Raw genomic sequence first — 26,087 nt, forward strand, 5'->3', positions numbered from 1 at the left:
AACTAATCAATAACAATTAAGCGGGAATTTTGTTTTCGCTTCATCCGCGGATCTGCGGCGGGCCATAAAAAAAGCCAGTCTGGAAAACCAGACTGGCTTTTTACGTTCAAGCCGGTGTTACATCGCTTTTTTGGTCAACTCGATAACGCGCAGTTTAGCGATCGCTTTGGCCAGTTCCGCAGACGCCTGAGCGTAATCCACATCGCCGTGAGAGCTCTTAATATGCTCTTCCGCTTTGCGTTTCGCTTCCAGCGCTCGCGCTTCGTCGAGGTCCTGACCGCGAATTGCGGTATCCGCCAGAACGGTCACGCTGCCAGGCTGCACTTCAAGAATGCCGCCGGACAGATAGATAAACTCTTCATGACCGTGCTGTTTAACGATGCGAATCATACCAGGCTTAATGGCGGTGAGCAGCGGTGCGTGGCCCGGGTAAATACCCAGTTCACCTTCGCTACCCGTTACCTGGATTTTTTCGACCAGACCAGAGAACATTTGTTGCTCTGCGCTGACGACGTCCAGGTGGTAAGTCATTGCCATATCACCCTCCGATTAAGGCGTTAAAGTTTTTTGGCTTTTTCCACGGCTTCGTCGATGGAACCGACCATGTAGAACGCCTGCTCTGGCAGGTGATCGTATTCGCCTTCCATGATGCCTTTAAAGCCACGGATGGTGTCTTTCAGCGCCACGTATTTGCCCGGAGAACCAGTAAAGACTTCTGCCACGAAGAACGGCTGGGACAGGAAGCGCTGGATCTTACGTGCGCGAGCTACCACCAGTTTGTCTTCTTCAGACAGTTCGTCCATACCGAGGATGGCGATGATGTCTTTCAGTTCCTGATAACGCTGCAGGATGGACTGAACGCCACGCGCGGTGTCGTAGTGTTCCTGACCAACAACCAGCGGATCCAGCTGACGGCTGGTGGAGTCCAGCGGGTCAACGGCCGGGTAAATACCCAGGGATGCGATCTGACGACTCAGTACTACGGTTGCATCTAAGTGAGCAAAGGTAGTTGCTGGGGATGGGTCAGTTAAGTCATCCGCCGGTACGTATACCGCCTGTACGGAGGTGATAGAACCGGTTTTGGTGGAGGTGATACGTTCTTGCAGAACACCCATCTCTTCCGCCAGGGTCGGCTGATAACCTACCGCTGAAGGCATACGACCCAGCAGCGCGGATACTTCAGTACCGGCCAGGGTGTAACGATAGATGTTATCGACGAACAGCAGTACGTCACGACCTTCGTCACGGAATTTCTCAGCCATGGTCAGGCCGGTCAGCGCAACGCGCAGACGGTTTCCCGGCGGCTCGTTCATCTGGCCGTACACCAGGGATACTTTATCGATAACGTTGGAGTCGGTCATTTCGTGGTAGAAGTCGTTACCCTCACGAGTACGTTCACCTACGCCCGCAAACACAGAGTAACCGGAGTGCTCGATCGCGATGTTACGGATCAGCTCCATCATGTTTACGGTTTTACCTACACCCGCACCACCGAACAGACCAACTTTACCGCCCTTCGCGAACGGACACATCAGGTCGATAACTTTGATGCCGGTTTCAAGCAGTTCCTGAGAGCTGGACAGCTCTTCATAGGACGGTGCTGCGCGGTGGATAGCCCAACGCTCTTCTTCGCCGATGTCGCCTTTCATGTCAACCGGTTGACCCAGTACGTTCATGATACGACCCAGCGTTGCTTTACCTACCGGGACTTCGATCGGGTGCTCGAGGTCTTTTACATCCAGACCGCGGCGCAGACCGTCGGAAGAACCCATGGCGATGGTACGTACGATACCGCCGCCCAGCTGCTGCTGAACTTCCAGCACCAGAACTTCATTACCATTCTGTACCTCAAGGGCTTCGTACACGCGTGGTACGGCATCCTGAGGGAACTCGACGTCGACCACGGCGCCGATTACCTGGACAATCTTTCCAGTAGCCATCTTAAATCCTCTACGAAATAACCTGGTTAAACCGCGGCGGCCCCCGAGACGATCTCGGTGAGTTCCTGAGTAATGCTGGCCTGACGAGCTTTGTTGTATACCAACTGCAGCTCTTTAATCAGGCTGCCGCCATTATCGGTCGCGGCTTTCATCGCCACCATACGGGCGGCCTGCTCGCTGGCCAGGTTTTCAACCACGCCCTGATAAACCTGAGACTCGACGTAGCGGCGCAGGAGGGTATCCAGCAGCGCTTTCGGATCGGGCTCATACAGGTAATCCCAGGATTTACGTTTCAGATCAGCGTCTTCTGATGCCGGTAACGGCAGCAGCTGAGTGATCGTCGGAACCTGAGACATGGTGTTAATAAATTTGTTGCTGACAACGTACAGCTTGTCCAGACGGCCTTCATCGTAGGCCTGCAACATCACTTTTACCGGGCCGATCAGTTCGGACAGGGATGGGTTATCCCCCATACCGGTCACCTGTGCAACCACGTTGCCGCCTACGGAGTTAAAGAAAGAGACGCCTTTAGAGCCGATCATTGCGAGGTCGCACTGAACGCCTTTATCGGACCATGCTTTCATTTCCGCCAGCAGTTTCTTGAACAGGTTAATGTTCAAGCCGCCGCACAGACCACGGTCGGTCGACACCACCAGGTAGCCCACGCGCTTAACGTCGCGTTCTTCCAGGTAAGGGTGCTTATATTCCAGATTACCGTTCGCAAGGTGACCAATCACTTTGCGCATAGTATCTGCGTAAGGACGGCTGGCCGCCATGCGCTCCTGCGATTTACGCATTTTGGAAGCGGCGACCATCTCCATCGCTTTAGTGATCTTTTGCGTGTTCTGGACGCTTGCGATCTTACTACGTATCTCTTTTGCGCCGGCCATGAGCTTCTCCTCAATGCCTTGCGGCCTGCCCTAAGACAGACCGCCAGACGTTACCAGGATTGGGTTGCTTTGAAGGAATCGAGGATGCCTTTCAGCTTGCCTTCGATTTCGTCGTTATAGCCACCGGACTGGTTAATCTCTTGCATCAGCGGAGCGTGATCACGGTCGACGTAAGCCAGCAGAGCGGCTTCGAAGCTACCGATTTTCGCCAGTTCTACATCAGCCAGGTAACCACGTTCTGCTGCGAACAGAACCAGCGACTGCTGCGCGACAGACATCGGCGCATACTGTTTCTGTTTCAGCAGCTCGGTCACTTTCTGACCGTGGTCCAGCTGTTTGCGGGTTGCATCGTCAAGGTCGGATGCAAACTGGGAGAACGCCGCCAGTTCACGATACTGCGCCAACGCGGTACGGATACCACCGGACAGTTTCTTCATGATCTTGGTCTGCGCTGCACCACCAACACGGGATACGGAGATACCCGGGTTAACCGCAGGACGAATACCGGCGTTAAACAGGTTGGTTTCCAGGAAGATCTGACCATCGGTAATGGAAATTACGTTGGTCGGAACGAACGCGGAAACGTCACCCGCCTGCGTTTCGATAATCGGCAGTGCGGTCAGAGAGCCAGTTTTCCCTTTCACTTCACCTTTGGTGAAGGCTTCAACGTATTCAGCGTTAACACGCGCAGCACGCTCCAGCAGACGAGAGTGGAGGTAGAATACGTCGCCCGGGAACGCTTCACGTCCTGGCGGACGACGGAGCAGCAGGGAAATCTGACGGTAAGCAACAGCCTGTTTAGACAGGTCATCGTAAACGATCAGCGCATCTTCACCGCGATCGCGGAAGTATTCGCCCATTGCGCAACCGGCATATGGCGCCAGGTATTGCAGAGCAGCAGATTCGGATGCCGTTGCTACCACTACGATGGTGTTAGCCAGCGCGCCATGCTCTTCCAGTTTGCGCACCACGTTAGAAATGGTGGATGCTTTCTGACCGATAGCGACATAGACGCATTTGATGCCGGAATCACGCTGGTTGATGATGGCATCGATAGCCAGCGCCGTTTTACCGGTCTGACGGTCGCCGATGATCAGCTCACGCTGACCACGACCGATTGGGATCATGGCGTCAACGGATTTATAACCGGTCTGTACCGGCTGATCGACGGACTGACGTTCGATTACGCCCGGCGCGATCGCTTCAACGGCGGAGAAACCGTCGTTTTCCAGCGGACCTTTACCATCAATTGGCGCGCCCAGGGTGTTAACCACGCGGCCCAGCAGGCCACGGCCAACCGGAACTTCCAGGATACGGCCAGTACATTTAACCTTCATGCCTTCGGCAAGGTCAGCGTACGGCCCCATAACGACCGCACCGACGGAGTCGCGCTCCAGGTTCAGTGCGATAGCGTAACGGTTACCCGGCAGGGAGATCATCTCGCCCTGCATACATTCGGCAAGGCCGTGGATGCGGATAACACCGTCACTTACAGAAACAATAGTACCTTCGTTATGAGCTTCGCTCACAACATTGAACTGAGCAATGCGCTGCTTGATCAGTTCGCTGATTTCGGTGGAATTCAGTTGCATGCTCCAGTCCCCTTAAGACTGCAAGACGTCTGCAAGGCGCTCAAGACGGCCGCGTACGCTGCCATCAATGACCATATCACCCGCACGGATGATAATACCTGCCATTACAGACTTATCGATTTTGCAATTCAGCTTAACTTTGCGAGACAGACGTTTTTCCATCGCGCTGACGATCCTGGCAAGCTGTTCATCACTCAGTTGGTTGGCAGATATTACGTCTACCTCTGCGATGGCCTCGCTGGCCGCGCGCAGGTGAATGAATTGCTCAAGAACGTCCGGGAGCACCTTCAGACGATTATTTTCCGCCATCACCTTAATCAGGTTCTGGCCGTTTTCGTCGAGCTGCTCGCCGCAGATAGCGATAAACGCTTCTGAGAGCGTTTCCGGCGCCAAAGCACCGGAGAGAAGTTCTGCCATTTGGTCGTTTTTGGTCACTTCGGCGGCAAACGCCAGCATATCCTGCCAGCGTTCAACACTGTTGTGTTCGACGGCAAAGTCAAAAGCTGCTTTGGCGTAGGGGCGAGCTACCGTTACAAATTCAGACATCAGCCCCTCCCTCCTTACAGTTCAGCGACAAGTTTATCCACGATGTCGCTGTTAGCAGCTTCATCCACGGAACGTTCGATGATCTTCTCGGCGCCAGCAACAGCCAGGATAGCGACCTGCTTACGCAGCTCCTCGCGAGCACGTTTACGCTCAGCATCAATTTCAGCCTGCGCTTGTGCAACGATTTTGGTGCGTTCCTGTTCTGCTTCAGCTTTAGCTTCGTCCAGGATCTGAGAGCGGCGCTTGTTCGCCTGCTCAATGATAACCTGGGCTTCCGCTTTCGCTTTTTTCAGCTGGTCGGTCGCGTTGGCCTGTGCAAGGTCCAAATCTTTCTTAGCGCGTTCTGCAGAAGCTAAACCGTCAGAAATCTCTTTCTGGCGTTTTTCGATGGCAGCCATTAAAGGCGGCCATACATACTTCATGCAGAACCATACGAAGATAACAAACGCGATGGCCTGGCCGAGGATTGTTGCGTTCATGTTCACAGCACAATACCTCTTTAATTAACTCTGTGGCTTAGGTTTCTAACAACTTACTACGCGACGGCGAACATCACGTACAGACCCAGACCTACAGCGATCATCGGGATAGCATCCACCAGACCCATAACGATAAAGAACTGAGTACGCAGCAGAGGAATCAGATCCGGCTGACGCGCTGCGCCTTCCAGGAATTTACCCCCGAGGATGCCGATACCGATCGCAGCACCGATTGCCGCCAGACCCATCATCACAGCGGCAGCCATGTACAGCAGATCCATATTCAGGTTTTCCATGACAGTCTCCAGTTTGTTTCAGTTAAAACGTAGTAGTGTTGGTAAAAATCAATGCTCTTCAGATGCCATCGACAGATAGACAATCGTCAGAACCATGAAGATGAAGGCTTGCAGCGTAATAATCAGGATGTGGAAAATGGCCCAAGGCACATTCAGAACCCACTGTGACCACCACGGCAACAGACCAGCAATCAGAATGAAAATCAGCTCACCGGCATACATGTTGCCGAACAGTCGCAGACCGAGAGAAACCGGTTTGGACAGCAGGCTTACCCCTTCAAGGATTAAGTTGACAGGAATGAACGCCCAGTGATTGAACGGCTGCATGGTCAGTTCTTTAACGAACCCACCTACGCCTTTCATTTTGATGCTGTAGAAAATAATCAGGATGAACACGCCAAGCGCCATCGACAGGGTGATGTTCACGTCAGCAGACGGAACCACGCGCAGTGCAGGCAGGCCGAAAATGTGTTCGCCGATGTAAGGAATCAGGTCGATTGGCAGCAGGTCCATCAGGTTCATCAGGAAGACCCAGACGAACACAGTAAGCGCCAGCGGCGCGATGACCTTGCTCTTGCCATGGTACATGTCTTTGACGCTGCCATGGACGAAGCCGATGATCATCTCAATGAAGGTTTGGAATTTCCCTGGTACACCGCTGGTTGCTTTTTTGGCAACGCTACGGAACATGGCCAGGAACAGCAGACCGAGAACCACCGAGAAAAACATGGAGTCAATGTTGAGCGTCCAGAAGGTGGCCGGGGGGTTGTGCGGATCCACCAGCGAGAAAGTACGCAGGTCAATCTGAAGGTTGTTCAGATGATGACCTATGTATTCCTGCGGCGTCATATTTTCTGAAGCCATGATGCCTTTTACCCTTTGTTGTTGATTACAGCTGGCGCCAGAACTTGTACCACCAGCACCAAAACCCACGTCACGATCAGCGGCAAAAATACCACTTTTAAAACGGCCAGCGCCATCGCCAGAAGGGCGAAGGTTAGCAACACCTTGAAGGCTTCACCGAAGGCGAAGGTCCAGGCCACACGGCCTTTTGCTGGTGTATGCGCCTGATGACGCCAGGCAAAAATCATAAACATCAGGTTTGGCAAAACCACTGCCAAACCGCCGCATATTGCGGAAATGCCCCAGAAGGGGTCTTTGAGGCTGAACAGCAGTCCACTTGCTATTACGGCCAGTAACTGAATAAACAGAAGCTTGCGAGCAACGTTTCGACTCAAGAGCGACACTGACATCACGTTTTTACTCCTGCTCCCTTTGAGGTATGTCGCGTGTCGTATAAAACGTCCTTTAAGACGAAGAGTCAAGCATCAAAAAGCGGACAAATTATACGGTGACGCCCCGTGATTTCAAACAATAAGTAGCAAAATAGTGAATAAATGTTTAATTATTTTCCAACGGCCAACTTTCCGCGCATTTCAGCGTTCTGTGAGCGGTCATACAAAACTGCAAATAACGTGGAAACACGGCAATTAAAGCGTGCATTAGATCACATAATAAACATTTCAAGCGCCCTTTAATGAATCAAGGACATAAAACACTATTTTTCATGTTTTTGATATTCAAGATAAAAAGTGAGGACATTATCTAAAACAACCCCACATACAATAAAAACCTTTTATTGACATTTATAATAATAATTTAACATCACTATGCTGCTCATCATTGTCGATTTTTAGCACCCTGATATTTTCAAAGTTGACTATTTTGTCAGTGAATCACTTAGCTAAAGTTAACCGCAAGAAAAGCCATAGTAAAAACAAGGTTAAATGCAGCCCGATAATATCAGGGAGTGACTTTTATTTTTGTAACATGCTTGGGCCACATTTTTTCCACATTTTTTGATAAAAATTAACGCGATTTTGGCGTAATCACCACCAGGTGTCGCTCCCCTTCCAGCTGAGGAACATGCAGCGCGATCACCTCGGCAATGGCATACCCTTCCGGCAGATTTTCCATCTCTTCTTTTTGCGCTAACCCTTTGAGCGCATAAAAATGACCGTTCTCTGCCGGCAGATGGTGGCACCAGCTCACCATATCATTGAGCGACGCGAAAGCGCGGCTTATCACACCGTCAAACGGCGGCTCGGCGGGGAAGGCTTCCACGCGGCTCTGCACCGGGGTGACGTTAGCCAGCTTAAGCTCATGCTGTACCTGGCGCAGGAAGCGCACACGCTTGCCGAGACTGTCCAGCAGGGTGAAATGCGACTCCGGGCGCACGATGGCCAGCGGAATGCCAGGAAGCCCCGGTCCGGTCCCAACATCGATAAAGCGCGAGCCCTGCAGGTAAGGCGCCACGATGATGCTGTCGAGGATGTGACGCACTAACATCTCATTCGGATCGCGAACGGAAGTCAGGTTATAGGCCTTGTTCCACTTATCGAGCAGCCCGACGTAAGCCACCAGCTGATTTTTCTGGTGATCGGTGAGCGAAATACCCGCTTCATCCAGCAGACGAGAAAGTTTGTTGAGCACGGTAAATCCCTTCAAAAAATAATGAGCCCGGAGGCGCTAACGCTTACCGGGCTATGAATGATAAAGGCGAACGCCGATTATGCAACTGGGAAATCAGCGCTGGCAGGCTACCGCAATCAGGCGCTGCGGCGCAGCATGCCCTGCTTTTTCAGCCAAACCAGCAAAATAGAGATCGCTGCCGGGGTGATCCCGGAAATACGTGACGCCTGCCCTATCGACGACGGTTTATGGTCGTTCAGTTTGGCGATCACCTCGTTTGACAACCCGGTAACCTGGCGATAGTCGAGCGTAGCCGGCAGTAAAGTGTTCTCGTTGCGCTGCTGTTTCTCGATCTCATCCTGCTGGCGCGCGATATAACCTTCATATTTCACCTGGATCTCAACCTGTTCAGCCGCCTGCTGATCCTGCAGACCCGGCGCGAACGGCGAAAGACGAACCAGCTGCTCATAGGTCATTTCCGGACGGCGCAGCAGATCTTCACCGCTGGCTTCACGCGACAACGGCGCGGTCAGGTGAACGTTCACTTCGGCGGCGCTTTCTGCCTGCGGGTTCACCCAGGTGGATTTCAGACGCTGACGTTCACGTTCAATGCTTTCCAGCTTCTCGTTATAGCGCGCCCAGCGTTCGTCATCCACCAGACCCAGCTCGCGACCTTTTTCGGTCAGACGCAGGTCGGCGTTGTCTTCACGCAACATCAGACGATATTCGGCACGCGAGGTGAACATGCGGTACGGTTCTTTGGTACCCAGAGTACACAGGTCGTCCACCAGCACGCCGAGGTAAGCCTGATCGCGACGCGGCGCCCAGCCCTCTTTTTCCGCAGAGAAGCGGGCGGCGTTAAGACCAGCCAGCAGACCCTGAGCAGCCGCTTCTTCATAACCGGTGGTACCGTTGATCTGTCCGGCAAAGAACAGACCCTGAATGAATTTACTCTCAAGCGTCGGCTTCAGATCGCGCGGGTCGAAGAAATCGTACTCAATGGCGTAGCCAGGACGGACGATCCGTGCGTTCTCCATCCCCTGCATCGAGCGGACGATTTGCATTTGCACATCAAACGGCAGGCTGGTGGAGATACCGTTCGGATAAATTTCGTTTGAAGTCAGGCCTTCCGGTTCAAGGAAGATTTGGTGCTGATTGCGATCGGCAAAGCGCATGACTTTGTCTTCGATCGACGGGCAGTAGCGTGGGCCGATCCCTTCGATCACCCCGGCGTACATGGGGCTGCGATCGAGGTTATTGCGGATCACATCATGGGTTTTCTCATTGGTGTGCGTGATGTAACACGGCACCTGGCGCGGGTGTTGATCCGCAGATCCCATAAACGAGAAGACCGGCATAGGATTATCGCCGTGCTGTTGCGCCAGTACGCTGAAATCAATGGTGCGCGCGTCAATACGCGGCGGCGTACCGGTTTTCAGGCGGCTTACGCGCAGCGGCAATTCACGCAGACGACGAGACAGCGGGATAGACGGCGGATCGCCAGCACGGCCGCCGCTGTAGTTATCCAGACCAATATGAATTTTACCATCAAGGAAGGTCCCGACGGTCAGTACCACTGCTTTTGCACGGAATTTGAGGCCCATCTGGGTGACGGCGCCCACAACACGATCGTTTTCGACAATCAGATCTTCCACCGCCTGCTGGAAGATCATCAGATTAGGCTGGTTCTCCAGTGCAGTACGCACTGCCTGGCGATATAGCACGCGGTCAGCCTGGGCGCGTGTGGCGCGCACTGCGGGCCCTTTGCTGGCGTTTAGTATCCTAAACTGAATACCCGCCTGATCGATCGCTTTGGCCATCAGACCGCCGAGCGCGTCCACTTCTTTTACCAGGTGTCCTTTCCCAATGCCGCCAATCGCCGGGTTGCAGCTCATCTGCCCCAGCGTGTCGATATTGTGTGTCAAAAGCAGGGTCTGTTGACCCATACGCGCTGCGGCCATTGCGGCCTCAGTGCCTGCATGACCCCCGCCAATGATAATGACGTCAAAAGGATCCTGATAAAACATGGTGGTCTGCCTCGCATAAAGCGGTATGAAAATGGATTGAAGCCCGGGCCGTGGATTCTACTCAACTTTAGGCTTTCGAGAAAGACTCCGGGATCCTGAGTATTAAAAAGAAGATCTTTATATAGAGATCTGTTCTATTGTGATCTCTTATTAGGATCGACTCTCTTTGTGGATAAGTCGGATCCGCGAAGTAAGATCAAAAGCTTAAGAAGGATCACTATCTGTGAATGATCGGTGATCCTGGTCCGTATAAGCTGGGATCAGAATGAAGGGTTATGCACAGCACAAAAACCATACTACGGTTATTCTTTGGATAACTACCGGTTGATCCAAGCTTTTAAGCATGGTTATCCACAGAAGATCGGACGATCTTTACAATTCTCAGAGCAAATTTTTCCAGGATCCCAGCCAGATTTCCGCCGGATCCTCCGGAATTTCGTGTTCCAGAACGTTGATCTTCAGCGTCTCACCGATCTGTTTTGCCCCGCAGTCCTTCAGCGCGGCTTCTAATTTATCGATCGCGCCGCAAAAGGTGTCGTATTCGCGGCTGCCGATGCCGATGGCGCCAAAGCGCACGGCGGAGAGATCGGCCTGCTTCTCCTGCAGCGCGTCGTAGAAGGGAACCAGGTTGTCGGGAATATCCCCGGCGCCATGGGTGGAAGAGATCACTAACCAGATCCCTTGCGCCTGCAGATCGTCCACCAGCGGACCGTGCTGGATGTCAGTGCTGTAGCCCGCTTCTTCCAGCTTTTCCGCCAGATGTTCTGCTACATATTCCGCACTGCCCAGGGTGCTGCCGCTGATAAGTGTAATGTCTGCCATAGATCGCTGATCGCCCGCTCAACTGTTCAGAGTGGCGTATTGTACGCTGTGAGCGAGCTGGGATCTACCTGTGGAAAAATGTGGGATTAAAAAAAGCGATCAGGGCTTGATGGTGCGCATGATCGGGTTCTGCAACACGATCAGGGTTTCGGTGGACTGAATTTCATCGATTGTTTGGATCTTGTTGATAAGTACCTGCTGCAGGGCATCGATGGATTTACACATTACCTTAATAAAGATGCTGTAATGGCCGGTGGTGTAGTAAGCCTCGGTCACCTCCTCCAGACTTTCCAGACGGGCAAGGGCAGAAGGATAGTCTTTGGCGCTCTTGAGGATAATGCCGATAAAACAGCCGACGTCATAGCCCAGCTGCTTGGGGCTGACGTCAATGCGCGCCCCCGTAATGATGCCCGCCTGCTTCATCTTTTCGACGCGTACGTGAATGGTGCCCGGGCTGACGCTGAACTGTTTGGCCAGTTCCGCATAGGCAGTACGGGCGTTGGCCATCAGCGCATCGAGAATGCCGCGGTCCAGATTGTCGATCTGATAATTTTCCATATCTTTTTCTTATGAAGTTTGAGGGTTCTTACTATTTTAGCGCCTTATTTTGATGAATTAAAAGTCGATGTGGCTTTTTATTGATTGATTATTGTATTGGTGGCCTGTTTTGTTGCTTAATCAATGGCAACAGGACGCAGGAGTCATAAAAATGAAAACCGCATATATCGCAAAACAACGCCAGATCAGTTTCGTTAAATCCCACTTTTCCCGTCAGCTGGAAGAGAAGCTTGGCCTGATTGAAGTCCAGGCGCCAATCTTAAGCCGCGTGGGGGACGGGACGCAGGATAACTTGTCCGGCAGCGAAAAAGCGGTTCAGGTAAAAGTGAAAACACTGCCCGACGCTCAGTTCGAAGTGGTTCATTCGCTGGCGAAGTGGAAGCGTCAAACCCTGGGACAACACGACTTCAGCGCGGGCGAAGGGCTGTACACGCACATGAAGGCCCTTCGCCCCGATGAAGACCGTCTGACGCCGATCCATTCCGTGTATGTTGACCAGTGGGACTGGGAGCGCGTGATGGGGGATGAAGAGCGCCACGTTGGCACCCTGAAGGCAACCGTCGAGGCGATCTACGCCGGGATCAAAGCCACCGAGCTGGCGGTCAGCCAGGAGTTTGGCCTGACGCCGTTCCTGCCGGAACAGATCCATTTTGTTCACAGCCAGGAGCTGCTGAGCCGCTATCCGGAGCTCGATGCTAAAGGCCGCGAGCGGGCGATTGCCAAAGAGCTGGGCGCCGTCTTCTTAATCGGTATCGGTGGAAAACTGTCTGATGGCAAGCGCCACGACGTCCGTGCGCCGGATTATGATGACTGGAGTACAGAGGTTGCTGAAGGTTTTGCCGGTCTGAACGGCGATATCCTGGTGTGGAACCCGGTGCTGGAGGATGCGTTTGAGATCTCTTCAATGGGGATCCGCGTTGACGCCGAAGCGCTGAAACGTCAGCTGGCGCTGACTGCTGATGAAGATCGCCTGAAACTGGAGTGGCACCAGGCGCTGTTGCGTGGTGAGATGCCGCAGACTATCGGCGGCGGCATTGGCCAGTCACGTTTGACGATGCTGCTGCTGCAGCTTGATCATATCGGCCAGGTGCAGTGTGGTGTCTGGCCGGCGCAGGTTCGCGAAAGCGTTTCCGCGCTGCTGTAACGATTAGCGCCGCCAGCGTCGCAGCAGGCGGCTACGCAACCCGGTATCAAAGCGCCAGATATGATCGAAGATACGCATGATACCGGGCTTGCCATGTACCGACATCGCCACCGCGTGAAAACGGTGCTGATGCTTGCGCTGTAGCTCTCCCACCTGAGTAATCACCTCATCCGGCAACCGCTGGGCAATAAAGTCAGAGATCACGACAGCATCGGCATCCACCCATTGCGGGTTTTGCAGACGTTCAATAATGGCGCGAAAACAGCTGGCCAGATCCGTGCCGCCGCGAAAGCGCTGGCTCAGGAAGCGGATCGCCTGTTCCAAACCGCTCTCGCTGGTCAGCTCGTAATGCACCACTTCGCTGGAGAACAGCATAATAAAGCAGCGGCGGTTATCGGCCAGCGCGACGCGCATCAGGGCCAGACAAAAAGCTTTGGCGCACTGTTCGTTAAAACCGCCCATCGATCCTGAGGTGTCGACGCAGACAATAAACGGCCCGCGCGGTTGTTCATCAAAATCCTGGCGCGTCACCGGGCGTTCGGTGATTTTCTCGCGCCAGGCGTCGCCGTGCAGGCGGTAAGTGAGCAGCTGCTTCTCCACCAGCTTGCGATAAAATTCAAACTCCAGCTCCGTGATGCCGAGCGTCGCCAGCTCCGGCGGCAGCAGGCGCAGAATATCATCGCTTTGCTGGAGTCCGTCGACCTGTTCCGGCACCGTCGCCGGCTCGCGTACCAGGCTGCGGAAGGTCTCCATCGGCGCGTCTTTTTTCGGGACGGATTTCGCTTCCCGTGAACGCCCCAGCTGTTCCGCCAGCTGCAGTAGCTCCGGTTGCTGGTTGAGAAAATCGCCATAGCGCACGATCAGCTGATAGTCGCCACGTTTGAGTTCACCAGCGCTCATGTCCCACAGGCGTCCGGCGGCGGTGTCATTGTCCGCCAGCACCGGATCGAGCTGGCCGCTGAGCGTCATGCGTTCCTGGACTTCACTGAGCAACTGGTCACGCTCCTCATCCAGCAGCTGCTGGTTAAGGCTGGTGGCTTGCACCACCAGGCTCAGGCGCCAGCGCTGTAAAAACAGCGTATGCAGCGCTGGGGTAAAGGTGGCATTGTCGTCCACCAGCTTCTGCGCCTGGGCGGCAAAAGGGGACTGGAGCTGGTGCAGTTTGCCGAGGATCTGCGGAAGCTGGACGATAAACTGCGAGGTAGAAAGCAGCTGAGCCTGCTGATAGGTCTGCACTTCGGCGTCCAGATCCGGCGGGATGTTAACCTCTTTTAAACGGGCGCGAACGGCTTCCCGCCAGCGCGGAATATCCGCCGCGATGATATTTTTCAGCCGGGGAAATTTTTCAAAGAAAATCGCCAGCTGAGGAGAGGCCAGCAGCGCCAGCAGCATCTCCTCGATCATTCCCTCTTCGCTGACTGCCAGCATGACATTCAGCATATCGAGCGTCATGGCTGCTTCGCCTGTTTAATCTGCGCCCCGACATCCTGCAGGCTGGCTTCAATTCTTCCCAGCCACTCGACCGGGATAAACAGACACTTTTGCTGCTCGCTGAAGCGGTTGTGTTGCTGGTGCCACTCATCATCGAGCGCCTCCAGCTGTTGGCGAATTTCCGCCGGCATGTTCTCCTGCGATGCGCTACCGGGCAGCGCGAGGCGTGAGCCCTGCAGGCTGACGTCGCGGACGACCAGGTGCTGGCTGGTGTCGACATCCATATTGAGCAGTTGGGCAAAGCCGATCCCGTTGAGCTTACCGCGGATCTCACCGCCCTTTTCCAGCCAGTTGGCTAACGCCTCGCGTTCAAAAGTAATGTGGATCACTTCCATATCGTGAAGTTTGAGCGGCTGCTGCAGCAGCAGCGTCAGGGTGGTCCCCTGGATCTCCGCCGGCAATTCATAATGCGGTTTGCGGCTAAACATCCCGCCAAGGCGGGTGACCTTCAGCGCCGTTTTGTCGCTTTGCTGCTGTTGGATCTGAATGCGTCGCTGGACAATGGCCCCCAGCCGCGTCAGCATCGCCTGCTGTTGCCAGGCGTGACAGGTCATTAGCGTTTCCAGCTGCTGCGACATCAGGTTCATGCTCTCGACGTTGTGCCACAGACAATCTTTCAGCAGGATCAGATCTATCGGCGCGATGCTGTCGCGCCCGCTGAAGAAGGCGCTGGCCTGCAGCAGGCGAATGGCCTTTTTCCAGCGGCGATCCGAGACGTACGGCGCATTTGGCAGGGCATCCAGCTGCTGGCGGAGCTGGAATATCAGCTCAAACACCGCGTCTGGCAGTTTGATATTGCCGATCTGCTGCTGCCATTGGGTAAACTCTTCGTCGCTAACCTGCAGCGCGCTGGGGACCGGATTGCTGTTTTCATCCTGCTGGCTGACCAGCATTGAACGGAAATTACCTTTATCCTGCACTTTATCAAGCCACAGACGGATCAGCATTCGGTCATACAGCGCTTCCAGACTGCTGTCGGCTTCGGGGAGTTCGTTCGACGCGGCCACCAGCAGGCGCATCGGGATTTTCTCTTCGTGCGCCCCATTGCGGAAGTGACGTTCGTTAATCGCCGTCAGCAGGGTGTTGAGGATCGCCGGACCCGCTTTCCATATTTCATCGAGAAAGACGATTTCGGCTTCCGGCAGGTAGCCGGCGGTTAAACGTTCGTAACGGCCTTCATCCTTCAGTGCCTGAATGGACAGTGGCCCAAAAACTTCTTCCGGGGTGGAGAAGCGGGTCATCAAGTATTCAAAAGCGCGCGCCTGCTGGAAGGCGAATTTGAGGCGGCGGGCAATCAGGCTTTTGGCGATCCCCGGTGGGCCGAGCAAAAAAACGCTCTCGCCGCTGAGCGCCGCCAGCAGGCAGAGGCGTATCGCATGACTGCGTTCAAAGAGTCCTTTTTCGAGTGCCGCGCTGAGCCGGGAAATTCTTTCAGCCAGTAAATGTGTTTGAGCCATAATTGAGTTGCGTGCTTTGTCATGTATCGTTATTGGGTCGAGTATAGATGTTAGAGCAGGGGCGGTAATAGCCTGAAGAATCGATTTATTTTTTTTGAGCCAGGTTAATATGGTGTCTGTTAGGGGTACGATTTCGCAAATAATCGTGCATACTGTGCGCTTTTTGTGGGCCAAGGGACTAGGCACACATTTGTTTTATAAACGAAAAGACTAGTCTATGAGCACTGATAATAAACAATCGTTGCCGGCGTTAACGCTGGCGGCCATCGGCGTGGTGTACGGCGATATCGGTACCAGTCCACTGTATACCTTGCGCGAATGCCTGTCAGGCCAGTTTGGCTTTGGCGTTGAGCGCGATGCCGTTTTCGGCTTTTTGTCGCTAATTTTCTGGCTGTTAATCTTTACCGTATCAATTAAATACATCACCTTCGTGATGCGGGCGGATAACGCCGGGGAAGGCGGGATCTTAACACTGATGTCGCTGGCCGGACGCAATACCTCGGCCAGAATGACCTCCGTGCTGGTGATCCTCGGCCTGATCGGCGGCAGTTTCTTCTATGGCGAAGTGGTGATTACGCCGGCAATTTCCGTTATGTCGGCGATAGAGGGGTTAGAAATTATCGCCCCACAGCTGGATACCTGGATTGTCCCTATTTCCATTATCGTGCTTACCCTGCTGTTTGTGATCCAAAAGCACGGCACCGGGATGGTCGGTAAGCTGTTTGCACCGATTATGCTGGTCTGGTTCCTGCTGCTGGCGGTGCTTGGCGCGCGCAGCATTTACGCTAACCCGGAAGTTCTGCAGGCGCTGAATCCCTACTGGGCAGTGCACTTCTTTCTGCAGTACAAGACCGTTTCCTTTATTGCGCTTGGCGCGGTGGTGCTGTCGATTACCGGGGTGGAAGCGCTGTACGCCGATATGGGTCACTTCGGCAAATTACCGATCCGCGTCGCCTGGTTCTCCGTGGTGCTGCCTTCGCTGGTGTTGAACTATTTTGGTCAGGGTGCGCTGCTGCTCAAGCACCCGGAAGCAATTAAAAACCCGTTCTTCCTGTTGGCGCCGGAATGGGCTCTGATCCCGATGCTGATTATCGCCACGCTGGCGACGGTTATCGCCTCGCAGGCGGTGATCTCCGGGGTCTTCTCTCTGACCCGTCAGGCAGTGCGTCTGGGCTATTTGTCGCCGATGCGCATCATCCACACCTCGGAAATGGAGTCCGGGCAGATCTATATTCCGTTCATTAACTGGCTGCTGTACGTGTCTGTAGTCATCGTTATCGTCAGTTTCGAGCACTCATCTAACCTGGCGGCGGCGTATGGTATCGCGGTAACGGGCACCATGGTGCTGACCTCCATTCTGTCGGCAACGGTGGCGCGCAAAAACTGGCACTGGAACAAGCTATTTGTTGGCCTGATGCTGGTGGCCTTCCTGTGCATTGATATTCCGCTGTTCTCGGCGAACCTCGATAAGATTGTCTCTGGCGGCTGGCTGCCGTTATCGCTGGGTATGGTGATGTTTACGGTGATGACGACCTGGAAAAGCGAGCGTTTCCGTCTGCTGCGCCGGATGCATGAGCATGGCAACTCGCTGGAAGCGATGATCTCTTCGCTGGAGAAGTCGCCGCCGGTGCGCGTGCCGGGTACCGCGGTCTATATGTCCCGCGCCCTGAACGTGATCCCGTTTGCTCTGCTGCATAACCTGAAACACAACAAGGTGCTGCATGAGCGAGTGATCCTCCTGACCCTGCGTACCGAAGATGCGCCTTATGTGCATAACGTTCGCCGCGTGCAGATTGAGCAACTGTCGCCGTCGTTCTGGCGGGTGGTGGCCAGCTACGGCTGGCGCGAAACGCCAAACGTCGAAGAGGTCTTCCACCGCTGCGGTCTGGAAGGATTGAGCTGTCGAATGATGGAAACCTCATTCTTTATGTCCCATGAGTCGCTGATTATCGGCAAACGTCCATGGTATCTGCGTCTGCGCGGCAAACTGTATTTGCTGCTGCAGCGCAACGCTCTGCGGGCGCCGGATCAGTTTGAAATCCCGCCAAACCGGGTTATCGAGCTGGGGACCCAGGTCGAAATCTGATGTCAAAAAAGCCCTCCCATTGCGAAGGGCTTTTTGTTTCTCACTCTGGCTGTCACGTCCTGTCTCTGCCTCGCGAAACGTTTCGATGGCGATCACATTTCTCTCTTCTTGTGATGGTTTTCTGCTCACACATTGATAATAATTATTTTAGCGAAACGTTTCGCTAGTGGAGCAAAAGAGAAAATGAAAAAAGGCACCGTACTTAACGCTGATATTTCCGCGGTCATCTCCCGCCTGGGCCACACCGATACGCTGGTGGTCTGCGATGCCGGATTACCGGTTCCCCGCAGCAGCACGCGCATTGATATGGCGCTAACCCAGGGCGTACCTTCCTTTATGCAGGTACTGGAAGTGGTGACGACGGAAATGCAGGTTGAAGCGGCTGTTATCGCGGAAGAGATTAAAACCCATAATCCGCAGCTCCACGCGACGTTGCTCAACCACCTTGAGCAGCTGCAGCAGCACCAGGGAAATACCATTGAAATTCGTTACACCAGTCATGAGCAGTTCAAAAAACAAACCGCAGACAGTCAGGCGGTAATTCGCAGCGGGGAGTGTTCCCCGTTTGCGAATATCATTCTCTGTGCCGGCGTTACGTTCTGAGGTCGCCGTCATGGAAGCCTTATTGCAACTGAAAGGGATCGATAAAGCGTTCCCTGGCGTCAAGGCGCTCTCCGGTGCCTCACTGAATGTTTACCCCGGCCGGGTGATGGCGCTGGTGGGTGAGAATGGCGCTGGTAAATCCACCATGATGAAAGTGCTGACCGGGATCTATACCCGCGATGCAGGCGCTTTATTATGGTTGGGCAAAGAAACCACCTTTAATGGCCCAAAATCCTCCCAGGAAGCCGGGATCGGCATCATTCACCAGGAACTGAACCTGATCCCGCAGTTGACGATCGCCGAGAACATCTTCCTCGGTCGTGAGTTCGTGAACCGTTTTGGCAAAATCGACTGGAAGCAGATGTATGCCGAAGCCGACAAGCTGCTGGCGAAGCTGAATTTACGCTTTAACAGCCAGAAGCTGGTGGGCGATCTGTCGATTGGCGATCAGCAAATGGTGGAGATCGCCAAAGTGCTGAGCTTTGAATCGAAGGTCATCATTATGGATGAGCCGACCGATGCGCTGACCGATACCGAAACCGAATCGTTGTTCCGCGTCATCCGCGAACTGAAGTCGCAGGGGCGCGGCATCGTCTATATCTCCCACCGTATGAAAGAGATCTTTGAGATTTGCGACGACGTCACCGTGTTCCGCGACGGGCAGTTTATCGCCGAACGCGAAGTCTCCTCGCTGGATGAAGATCGACTGATCGAAATGATGGTTGGCCGTAAGCTGGAAGATCAATATCCGCATCTCGATAAGGCGCCGGGCGCGATACGCCTGAAGGTCGATAATCTCTGCGGCCCGGGTGTGGAAAACGTGACCTTTACTCTGCGCCAGGGGGAAATCCTTGGCGTTGCCGGGCTGATGGGCGCCGGGCGGACTGAACTGATGAAAGTGCTGTACGGCGCGCTGCCGCGCAGCAGCGGCGCCGTGACGCTGGATGGCCATGAAGTGGTTACCCGCTCGCCGCAGGATGGCCTGGCGAACGGTATTGTCTATATCTCCGAAGACCGTAAGCGCGATGGCCTGGTACTCGGGATGTCGGTCAAAGAAAACATGTCCCTGACCGCGCTGCGCTACTTCAGCCGGGCGGGCGGTAGTCTCAAGCATAAAGATGAGCAGCAGGCGGTGAGTGATTTCATCCGGCTGTTTAACGTGAAAACGCCGTCCATGGAGCAGGCGATCGGCCTGCTTTCCGGCGGCAACCAGCAAAAGGTCGCCATTGCCCGCGGGCTGATGACCCGACCAAAGGTGCTGATCCTCGATGAACCGACCCGCGGCGTCGACGTCGGGGCGAAGAAAGAGATCTACCAGCTCATCAATCAGTTCAAAGCCGATGGCCTGAGCATCATTCTGGTCTCCTCCGAGATGCCGGAGGTGTTGGGCATGAGCGATCGCATCATAGTGATGCATGAAGGGCATCTCGGCGGTGAATTCACACGCGAGCAGGCCACCCAGGAAGTATTGATGGCTGCCGCTGTGGGCAAGCTTAACCGTGTGAATCAGGAGTAAAAAAGATGACTACCCAGGCTGTTACTGGTCGCCGTTATTTCACGAAAGCGTGGCTGATGGAGCAAAAATCGCTGATTGCCCTGCTGGTGCTGATCGCGGTGGTGTCGACCATGAGCCCCAACTTTTTTACCGTCAATAACCTGTTCAATATCCTGCAACAGACCTCCGTTAACGCCATCATGGCGGTAGGGATGACGCTGGTCATACTGACCTCGGGAATCGACCTGTCCGTCGGTTCCCTGCTGGCGCTCACCGGTGCAGTGGCGGCGTCGATCGTTGGCATTGAGGTGAATGCGCTGGTGGCGGTCGCTGCCGCCCTCGCATTGGGGGCGGCGATTGGCGCAGTCACCGGGGTGATTGTGGCGAAAGGCCGCGTGCAGGCTTTCATCGCCACTCTGGTGATGATGCTGCTGCTGCGCGGCGTAACCATGGTGTACACCAACGGCAGTCCGATCAACACCGGCTTTAGCGATAACGCCGATCTGTTTGGCTGGTTTGGTATCGGGCGCCCGCTGGGGATCCCGACGCCAGTATGGATCATGGCGATTGTCTTCCTGGCGGCCTGGTACATGCTGCACCATACTCGGCTGGGCCGATATATTTACGCCCTGGGTGGTAATGAAGCGGCGACGCGTCTGTCCGGGATCAGCGTCAATAAAGTCAAAATTATCGTCTACGCCTTGTGCGGTATGTTGGCGTCGCTGGCCGGGATCATCGAAGTGGCGCGCCTCTCCTCTGCGCAGCCGACGGCCGGGACAGGCTATGAGCTGGATGCCATTGCGGCGGTGGTGCTCGGCGGCACCAGCCTGGCGGGTGGCAAAGGGCGGATTGTCGGCACCCTGATAGGCGCGCTGATCCTCGGCTTCCTGAATAATGGTCTTAATCTTTTAGGCGTTTCTTCCTATTACCAGATGATCGTTAAAGCGGTGGTGATCTTGCTGGCGGTACTGGTAGATAACAAAAAGCAGTAACTGAGAACTCTACAGGACATCTTAACTATGAATATGAAAAAACTGGCGACCCTGGTCTCTGCTGTTGCGCTAAGTGCGACCGTTAGCGCGAACGCGATGGCCAAAGACACCATCGCTCTGGTTATCTCTACCCTCAACAACCCGTTCTTCGTGTCGCTGAAAGACGGCGCGCAAAAAGAAGCTGACAAGCTGGGCTACAACCTGGTGGTGCTGGATTCCCAGAACAACCCGGCGAAAGAGCTGGCGAACGTCCAGGATTTAACGGTGCGCGGCGCCAAGCTGCTGCTGATCAACCCAACCGACTCTGATGCTGTCGGCAACGCCGTGAAGATGGCAAACCAGGCGAAAATCCCGGTCATCACCCTTGACCGTCAGGCGACAAAAGGCGATGTCGTGAGCCACATTGCGTCTGACAACGTGCAGGGCGGAAAAATGGCTGGCGATTACATCGCGAAAAAAGTGGGTGAAAGTGCGAAAGTCATTGAGCTGCAGGGCATTGCCGGGACTTCTGCGGCGCGCGAGCGCGGCGAAGGCTTCAAACAGGCTGTGGCGGCGCACAAGTTCAACGTCCTGGCCAGCCAGCCGGCTGATTTCGACCGTACCAAGGGGTTGAACGTGATGCAGAACCTGCTGACCGCACATCCTGACGTTCAGGCAGTGTTCGCGCAAAATGATGAAATGGCGCTGGGCGCCCTGCGCGCGCTGCAGACCGCAGGCAAGTCCGATGTGATGGTGGTTGGATTTGACGGCACTCCGGATGGCGAAAAAGCAGTAAACAGTGGCAAACTGGCGGCGACCGTCGCACAGTTGCCGGAGCAGATCGGCGCGAAAGGCGTTGAGACTGCCGATAAGGTACTGAAGGGCGAAAAAGTGGAGGCTAACTACCCGGTTGAGCTGAAACTGGTCGTTAAGCAGTAATATGCGATTCGGACTGGCAACAGTCCGAGGGACAATATAAAAAAAGAAAAGCAGGGCATGCGCCACCGGATCCCGGTGGCGCGCTTTCCCGGGAACCGAAACGATGAAAACTGCAGGCAAACTTGTCGTCCTTGGCAGTATCAATGCCGATCACATTCTTAACCTTGACGCTTTCCCGACGCCGGGTGAGACCGTCACCGGCCACCATTATCAGGTGGCGTTCGGTGGTAAAGGGGCCAACCAGGCGGTGGCCGCCGGGCGCAGCGGAGCGGATATCGCGTTTATCGCCTGTACTGGCGATGACGATATTGGCGAGCGTATCCGTTGCCAGCTGGCGAGCGATAAAATCGACGTGGCGCCTGTGCGCGCGGTCGCCGGGGAAGCGACCGGCGTGGCGTTAATCTTCGTTAACGCCGAAGGTGAGAATGTCATCGGTATTCATGCCGGCGCCAATGCGGCGCTTTCCGTCGCTCAGGTGGAGGCGGAAAAAGAACGTATCGCCAGCGCTCAGGCATTGTTAATGCAGCTGGAGTCACCGCTGGAGAGCGTGCTGGCAGCGGCGAAAATCGCCCATCACCATCAGACCACCGTGGTGCTGAATCCCGCGCCTGCGCGTGAACTCTCAGACGAGTTACTGGCGCTGGTGGATATCATTACCCCTAACGAAACCGAAGCGGAAAAGCTGACCGGTATTCGCGTTGAAAGCGACGAGGATGCGGCAAAAGCCGCCGGGGTGTTGCATGCCAAGGGCATTGGCACCGTGATGATCACCCTTGGCAGCCGCGGCGTCTGGCTCAGTGCCGAAGGCGAAAGCCGGCGGATCCCGGGCTTTCGGGTGCAGGCCATTGATACTATCGCGGCCGGTGATACCTTTAACGGCGCGCTGGTGACCGCGTTGCTGGAAGGGACTTCCCTGCCAGACGCGATCCGCTTTGCCCATGCCGCGGCGGCGATTGCCGTGACCCGCAAAGGCGCGCAGCCGTCCGTGCCGTGGCGCACAGAGATTGATGAATTTTTAGCGCAACAGGGGTAATGCTTGGCTACGATGAAAGATGTGGCCCGCGTCGCGGGCGTTTCCACATCGACGGTGTCACACGTCATCAATAAGGACCGCTTTGTCAGCGAGGCAATTACCGCCAAAGTAGACGCCGCGATCAAAAGCCTCAACTACGCCCCCTCTGCGCTGGCGCGTAGCCTCAAGCTTAATCAAACCCGTACCATCGGCATGCTCATCACCGCCAGTACCAATCCGTTTTATTCGGAGCTGGTGCGGGGCGTGGAGCGCAGCTGTTTTGAGCGGGGTTATAGTCTTGTACTCTGTAATACAGAAGGTGATGAGCAGCGAATGAATCGCAATCTGGAGACGCTGATGCAAAAACGCGTCGATGGATTACTGCTGCTGTGCACAGAGACCCATCAACCCTCGCCGGAAATCATGCAGCGCTATCCGTCGGTACCGACGGTCATGATGGACTGGGCCCCCTTTGATGGCGATAGCGATCTGATTCAGGATAACTCGCTGCTTGGCGGCGATATGGCGACCCAGTATCTGATTGACCAGGGGCATTCGCGCATTGCCTGTATTGCCGGCCCGCTGGATAAAACCCCGGCGCGTCTGCGCCTTGAAGGTTACCATGCTGCGATGGCGCGCTGCGGCCTGCCGGTTGCCGACGGATACGTGGTGACCAGTGATTTTGAGTTTGGCGGCGGGTTTAGCGCGATGCAGCAGCTGCTGGCTTTGCCGCAGCGGCCGCAGGCGGTGTTTGTCGGCAACGATGCCATGGCGGTTGGCGCTTATCAGGCGTTGTACCAGGCCGGTTTGCACATTCCGCAGGACATGGCGCTGGTGGGCTACGATGATATTGAACTGGCACGCTATATGACGCCGCCGTTGACCACCATTCACCAGCCAAAAGATGAGCTGGGAGAACTGGCCATCGATGTGCTGATCCATCGAATGGCCGATCCGCAGCAAAAACAGCAGCGCGTTCAGTTAACGCCGGAGCTGGTGGTTCGCGGTTCCGCTTAGCGTTTGTGCCGCTCGCTAATCAGGTTGCGGCCATCTTTCGCTCTTAACAGCATAAACATTAGCGCCGATATGATGGTTATCACGCCCATGGTAATAAAGGTGTAGTGAAACTGCTGTACCGTGCTGGCGTTGTCAAAACCTTCATAGAAGCGCAGCACCGCTGCGCTGATGGCCACCCCGAGACTAATTGAAAGCTGCTGGGTTACCGCCAGCAGGCTGTTGCCGTTGCTGGCATTGTCATCCGTCAGATCGGCCAGCGTAATGGTATTCATCGAGGTAAACTGCGTGGACATCGCCATCCCCAGCACAAACAGTGGCAGAAGAAGCATCCACAGCGGCATCTCTGGTGACTGCAGTGAGAACTGAGCAATCATGAGGCCAATAAATACCGTGATCCCCACCAGGGTCTTACGATAGCCAAACCAGCGCAGCACCTGGGTAACGGTAGATTTCGCAATAATGGAGCCGATAGCGGTAGGGGCAATCATACAGCCGGCGATAATGGCCGGATAGCCGAAGCCAACCTGCAGCATCAGCGGCATCAGAAACGGTACACAGCCGGTACCCAACCGTGTGGCGAGGTTGCCGGCGATGCCGACCGAGAACGTATGTGTCTTAAATAAAGAGAGCGAGATCAGCGGCGCCGGATGGCGGCGCGCGTGGCGAACATACGCCAGGAGCAGTATCAGGCTGACGGCAATTACGGCCAGCGCCAACCATGTCGCCACGATTTTTTCCCCAAACAGTTCAATACCGCTGGAAAACAGTACCAGGCTTAAGCCAAATAACAGAAAACCGCTTACATCGAAGCGCCGGCGCGGCGTTGTGAAATTTGGCATGTATTTACGGGCGTACAGAATGCCAATCACGCCGATGGGAATGTTTATCAGGAAAATCCAATGCCAGCTGGCCCAGGTGACAAATACCCCGCCGAGTACCGGGCCCAGAATCGGTCCCACCAGTCCCGGCATGGTGACAAAGTTGAGGACCGGCAACAGTTCGCTGCGGGGATAGGCGCGCAGCAGCGCCAGCCTCGCCACCGGCATCATCATCGCTCCGCCGATCCCCTGAATCACCCGAAAAATGACCAGCTCCATTAATGAACTGGAGAGGGCGCAGGCGAGGGACCCCAAAGTGAACAAGCTAACAGCAATAATAAAGACCCGGCGCGTGCCGAAGCGATCGGCCAGCCAGCCGCTGACCGGGATCAGCATCGCCACCGTCAGCGTATAGCTGATAATGGCTGACTGCATTGCTAAGGGAGAACGGTTAAGACTATGGGCGATAGCCGGGAGGGCGGTGTTGAGAATGGTTGCATCCAGCGCCTGCATAAAGAAGGCCATCGCCGCGATCCACGGCAGGCCGGCCATGCTGCGCCCTTTTTTTCCGCTCATGCCAATTCCTTGTTATTGATTTACGGGGTGAGGGGCGTTCAACAATGCCTGGCAGGCGAGCATGGCGCCAGGCGCATCACTATTGAGAATGGCATCGACAATCGCCTGGTGGAGATCGAGTTTCACCACTTCATTTTGCGTAATTGATGTGAAGTAGGTGTGGTAGACCGAATGAAACAGAGAGGCGAATGAGCTGAGGAAAGGATTACCGCTCATTTCATAAATATGTTCATGCCAGGCCATATCGACTTCTATCCAGCGATCGCGCTGAAAATGACGTTTCAAGGCAATCATCTCTTCCATTAAGGTATTGAGCTGCGCTTTCTGTTCAGCGGTACCGTGAGCGGCGGCCAGAAAACAGGCCTGAGGCTCCAGGCTGCTGCGCATGACAAGAAAGTGGCTCACCACCTCTTCAAAGTTATCTTCTGTTAGCCACCAGGAGAGCAACTCTTTATCAAGGAAGTTCCAGCTACTGCGAGGCATCACCCGGGTGCCAATGCGAGGACGGGGCAACAACATGCCTTTCGCCGTGAGCGTCTTCACCGCTTCACGGACGGCAGTACGACTTACGCCAAACTGCTCCCCCAACTCCATTTCACCGGGAAGAATGCTTTCCGGCTGATATTCGCCAGTCAGGATTTTTTGGGCAAGCTTCTCGGCCAGTACCCAGGAGATGTTCTTTTGTGCCGCCAGCTGCTGTGCGCTTAAAGACATAAATGCCGTTCCTTTCTTTTCTCTACTCTAACAGTATGCCACCAGGTGCCTCGTTTCGTCGGTTAAAACGGCAAAACGGTGGTTTTTTGCGACTTTCCTCGCCGCGTTGTTGAAAAAAGAGACGGTTGGAAAGTTTTTTTGT

At 54.7% G+C, this 26,087-nt stretch carries 25 protein-coding genes; 8 read left to right on the forward strand and 17 right to left on the reverse strand.

The window, feature by feature from the left end:
- Window positions 1–117: 117 nt before the first annotated feature.
- The 13 genes from ACKLKD_RS19650 to asnC all read right to left on the reverse strand — a co-directional run bounded on the left by ACKLKD_RS19650 (window position 118) and on the right by asnC (window position 11,622).
- Window positions 118–537, reverse strand: coding sequence for a F0F1 ATP synthase subunit epsilon (locus tag ACKLKD_RS19650; protein ID WP_001251971.1), 420 nt, complete (start codon window positions 535–537; stop codon window positions 118–120).
- A 20-nt stretch (window positions 538–557) separates the two neighbouring features.
- The gene (gene atpD, locus ACKLKD_RS19655) at window positions 558–1,940 is read right to left on the reverse strand and encodes a F0F1 ATP synthase subunit beta (RefSeq protein ID WP_004144997.1); all 1,383 of its coding nucleotides are present in this window, start codon (window positions 1,938–1,940) and stop codon (window positions 558–560) included.
- A 26-nt stretch (window positions 1,941–1,966) separates the two neighbouring features.
- Window positions 1,967–2,830, reverse strand: a complete 864-nt coding sequence (atpG, locus tag ACKLKD_RS19660) for a F0F1 ATP synthase subunit gamma (RefSeq protein ID WP_004144996.1) — start codon at window positions 2,828–2,830, stop codon at window positions 1,967–1,969.
- Between the two features lie 50 nt (window positions 2,831–2,880).
- Window positions 2,881–4,422: a F0F1 ATP synthase subunit alpha gene (gene atpA / locus ACKLKD_RS19665; protein WP_004144995.1), complete on the reverse strand. Its 1,542-nt coding sequence runs from the start codon at window positions 4,420–4,422 to the stop codon at window positions 2,881–2,883.
- A 12-nt stretch (window positions 4,423–4,434) separates the two neighbouring features.
- Entirely contained in the window at window positions 4,435–4,968 is a 534-nt protein-coding gene (gene atpH / locus ACKLKD_RS19670) for a F0F1 ATP synthase subunit delta (protein ID WP_025711371.1), read from the reverse strand.
- A 14-nt stretch (window positions 4,969–4,982) separates the two neighbouring features.
- Window positions 4,983–5,453 carry a F0F1 ATP synthase subunit B gene (atpF, locus tag ACKLKD_RS19675; protein ID WP_004107293.1) on the reverse strand — a complete coding sequence of 157 codons (471 nt, stop codon included), beginning with the start codon at window positions 5,451–5,453 and terminating at the stop codon, window positions 4,983–4,985.
- Window positions 5,454–5,503: 50 nt separating this feature from the next.
- Window positions 5,504–5,743 (reverse strand): F0F1 ATP synthase subunit C, encoded by a 240-nt coding sequence (gene atpE, locus ACKLKD_RS19680; RefSeq protein WP_000429386.1) that lies wholly within the window; start codon window positions 5,741–5,743, stop codon window positions 5,504–5,506.
- A 48-nt stretch (window positions 5,744–5,791) separates the two neighbouring features.
- Window positions 5,792–6,607: a F0F1 ATP synthase subunit A gene (atpB, locus tag ACKLKD_RS19685; RefSeq protein ID WP_025711372.1), complete on the reverse strand. Its 816-nt coding sequence runs from the start codon at window positions 6,605–6,607 to the stop codon at window positions 5,792–5,794.
- An 8-nt stretch (window positions 6,608–6,615) separates the two neighbouring features.
- The gene (gene atpI, locus ACKLKD_RS19690) at window positions 6,616–6,996 is read right to left on the reverse strand and encodes a F0F1 ATP synthase subunit I (protein WP_025711373.1); all 381 of its coding nucleotides are present in this window, start codon (window positions 6,994–6,996) and stop codon (window positions 6,616–6,618) included.
- Window positions 6,997–7,612: 616 nt separating this feature from the next.
- Window positions 7,613–8,236 carry a 16S rRNA (guanine(527)-N(7))-methyltransferase RsmG gene (gene rsmG / locus ACKLKD_RS19695; protein ID WP_025711374.1) on the reverse strand — a complete coding sequence of 208 codons (624 nt, stop codon included), beginning with the start codon at window positions 8,234–8,236 and terminating at the stop codon, window positions 7,613–7,615.
- A 116-nt stretch (window positions 8,237–8,352) separates the two neighbouring features.
- Window positions 8,353–10,242: a tRNA uridine-5-carboxymethylaminomethyl(34) synthesis enzyme MnmG gene (gene mnmG / locus ACKLKD_RS19700; RefSeq protein ID WP_025711375.1), complete on the reverse strand. Its 1,890-nt coding sequence runs from the start codon at window positions 10,240–10,242 to the stop codon at window positions 8,353–8,355.
- Window positions 10,243–10,623: 381 nt separating this feature from the next.
- Complete coding sequence (mioC, locus tag ACKLKD_RS19705; protein WP_025711376.1) at window positions 10,624–11,064, reverse strand: FMN-binding protein MioC; 441 nt, start codon at window positions 11,062–11,064, stop codon at window positions 10,624–10,626.
- Between the two features lie 99 nt (window positions 11,065–11,163).
- Window positions 11,164–11,622 carry a transcriptional regulator AsnC gene (asnC, locus tag ACKLKD_RS19710; protein ID WP_002882510.1) on the reverse strand — a complete coding sequence of 153 codons (459 nt, stop codon included), beginning with the start codon at window positions 11,620–11,622 and terminating at the stop codon, window positions 11,164–11,166.
- 151 nt (window positions 11,623–11,773) lie between these two features.
- On the opposite strand from asnC, the gene asnA reads away from it, so the two are divergent.
- A complete protein-coding gene (asnA, locus tag ACKLKD_RS19715; protein ID WP_025711377.1) occupies window positions 11,774–12,766 on the forward strand; it encodes an aspartate--ammonia ligase in 993 nt (330 codons plus the stop codon).
- A gap of 3 nt (window positions 12,767–12,769) precedes the next feature.
- On the opposite strand, the gene viaA is transcribed toward asnA, so the two are convergent.
- Complete coding sequence (gene viaA, locus ACKLKD_RS19720) at window positions 12,770–14,218, reverse strand: ATPase RavA stimulator ViaA (RefSeq protein WP_025711378.1); 1,449 nt, start codon at window positions 14,216–14,218, stop codon at window positions 12,770–12,772.
- Window positions 14,215–15,714 carry an ATPase RavA gene (gene ravA, locus ACKLKD_RS19725; protein WP_025711379.1) on the reverse strand — a complete coding sequence of 500 codons (1,500 nt, stop codon included), beginning with the start codon at window positions 15,712–15,714 and terminating at the stop codon, window positions 14,215–14,217. Before ravA ends, viaA begins: the two co-directional genes overlap by 4 nt.
- Window positions 15,715–15,931: 217 nt before the next feature.
- Between ravA and kup the strand changes: the two genes are divergently transcribed.
- From kup to rbsR, 7 genes are all read left to right on the forward strand, one after another.
- Entirely contained in the window at window positions 15,932–17,800 is a 1,869-nt protein-coding gene (kup, locus tag ACKLKD_RS19730) for a low affinity potassium transporter Kup (protein WP_025711380.1), read from the forward strand.
- 183 nt (window positions 17,801–17,983) lie between these two features.
- A complete protein-coding gene (rbsD, locus tag ACKLKD_RS19735) occupies window positions 17,984–18,403 on the forward strand; it encodes a D-ribose pyranase (protein WP_025711381.1) in 420 nt (139 codons plus the stop codon).
- A 10-nt stretch (window positions 18,404–18,413) separates the two neighbouring features.
- Complete coding sequence (gene rbsA, locus ACKLKD_RS19740; RefSeq protein ID WP_025711382.1) at window positions 18,414–19,919, forward strand: ribose ABC transporter ATP-binding protein RbsA; 1,506 nt, start codon at window positions 18,414–18,416, stop codon at window positions 19,917–19,919.
- A gap of 5 nt (window positions 19,920–19,924) precedes the next feature.
- Window positions 19,925–20,890, forward strand: coding sequence for a ribose ABC transporter permease (gene rbsC, locus ACKLKD_RS19745; protein WP_008806709.1), 966 nt, complete (start codon window positions 19,925–19,927; stop codon window positions 20,888–20,890).
- Window positions 20,891–20,917: 27 nt separating this feature from the next.
- Window positions 20,918–21,808: a ribose ABC transporter substrate-binding protein RbsB gene (rbsB, locus tag ACKLKD_RS19750; protein WP_012969238.1), complete on the forward strand. Its 891-nt coding sequence runs from the start codon at window positions 20,918–20,920 to the stop codon at window positions 21,806–21,808.
- Window positions 21,809–21,911: 103 nt separating this feature from the next.
- Complete coding sequence (gene rbsK / locus ACKLKD_RS19755) at window positions 21,912–22,841, forward strand: ribokinase (RefSeq protein ID WP_025711383.1); 930 nt, start codon at window positions 21,912–21,914, stop codon at window positions 22,839–22,841.
- A 3-nt stretch (window positions 22,842–22,844) separates the two neighbouring features.
- On the forward strand, window positions 22,845–23,837 hold the full coding sequence (gene rbsR, locus ACKLKD_RS19760) for a ribose operon transcriptional repressor RbsR (RefSeq protein WP_012543295.1): 993 nt from the start codon (window positions 22,845–22,847) through the stop codon (window positions 23,835–23,837).
- Here rbsR and mdtD read toward each other — a convergent pair.
- Window positions 23,834–25,231, reverse strand: a complete 1,398-nt coding sequence (gene mdtD / locus ACKLKD_RS19765; RefSeq protein ID WP_087805739.1) for a multidrug transporter subunit MdtD — start codon at window positions 25,229–25,231, stop codon at window positions 23,834–23,836. The two genes, rbsR and mdtD, sit on opposite strands and share 4 nt — an antisense overlap.
- 12 nt (window positions 25,232–25,243) lie before the next feature.
- Window positions 25,244–25,945 (reverse strand): FadR/GntR family transcriptional regulator, encoded by a 702-nt coding sequence (locus ACKLKD_RS19770; RefSeq protein WP_025711386.1) that lies wholly within the window; start codon window positions 25,943–25,945, stop codon window positions 25,244–25,246.
- Window positions 25,946–26,087 lie beyond the last annotated feature (142 nt).

The sequence above is a fragment of the Klebsiella sp. 10982 genome, from assembly GCF_048589245.1.
Lineage (GTDB): Bacteria > Pseudomonadota > Gammaproteobacteria > Enterobacterales > Enterobacteriaceae > Klebsiella > Klebsiella quasivariicola.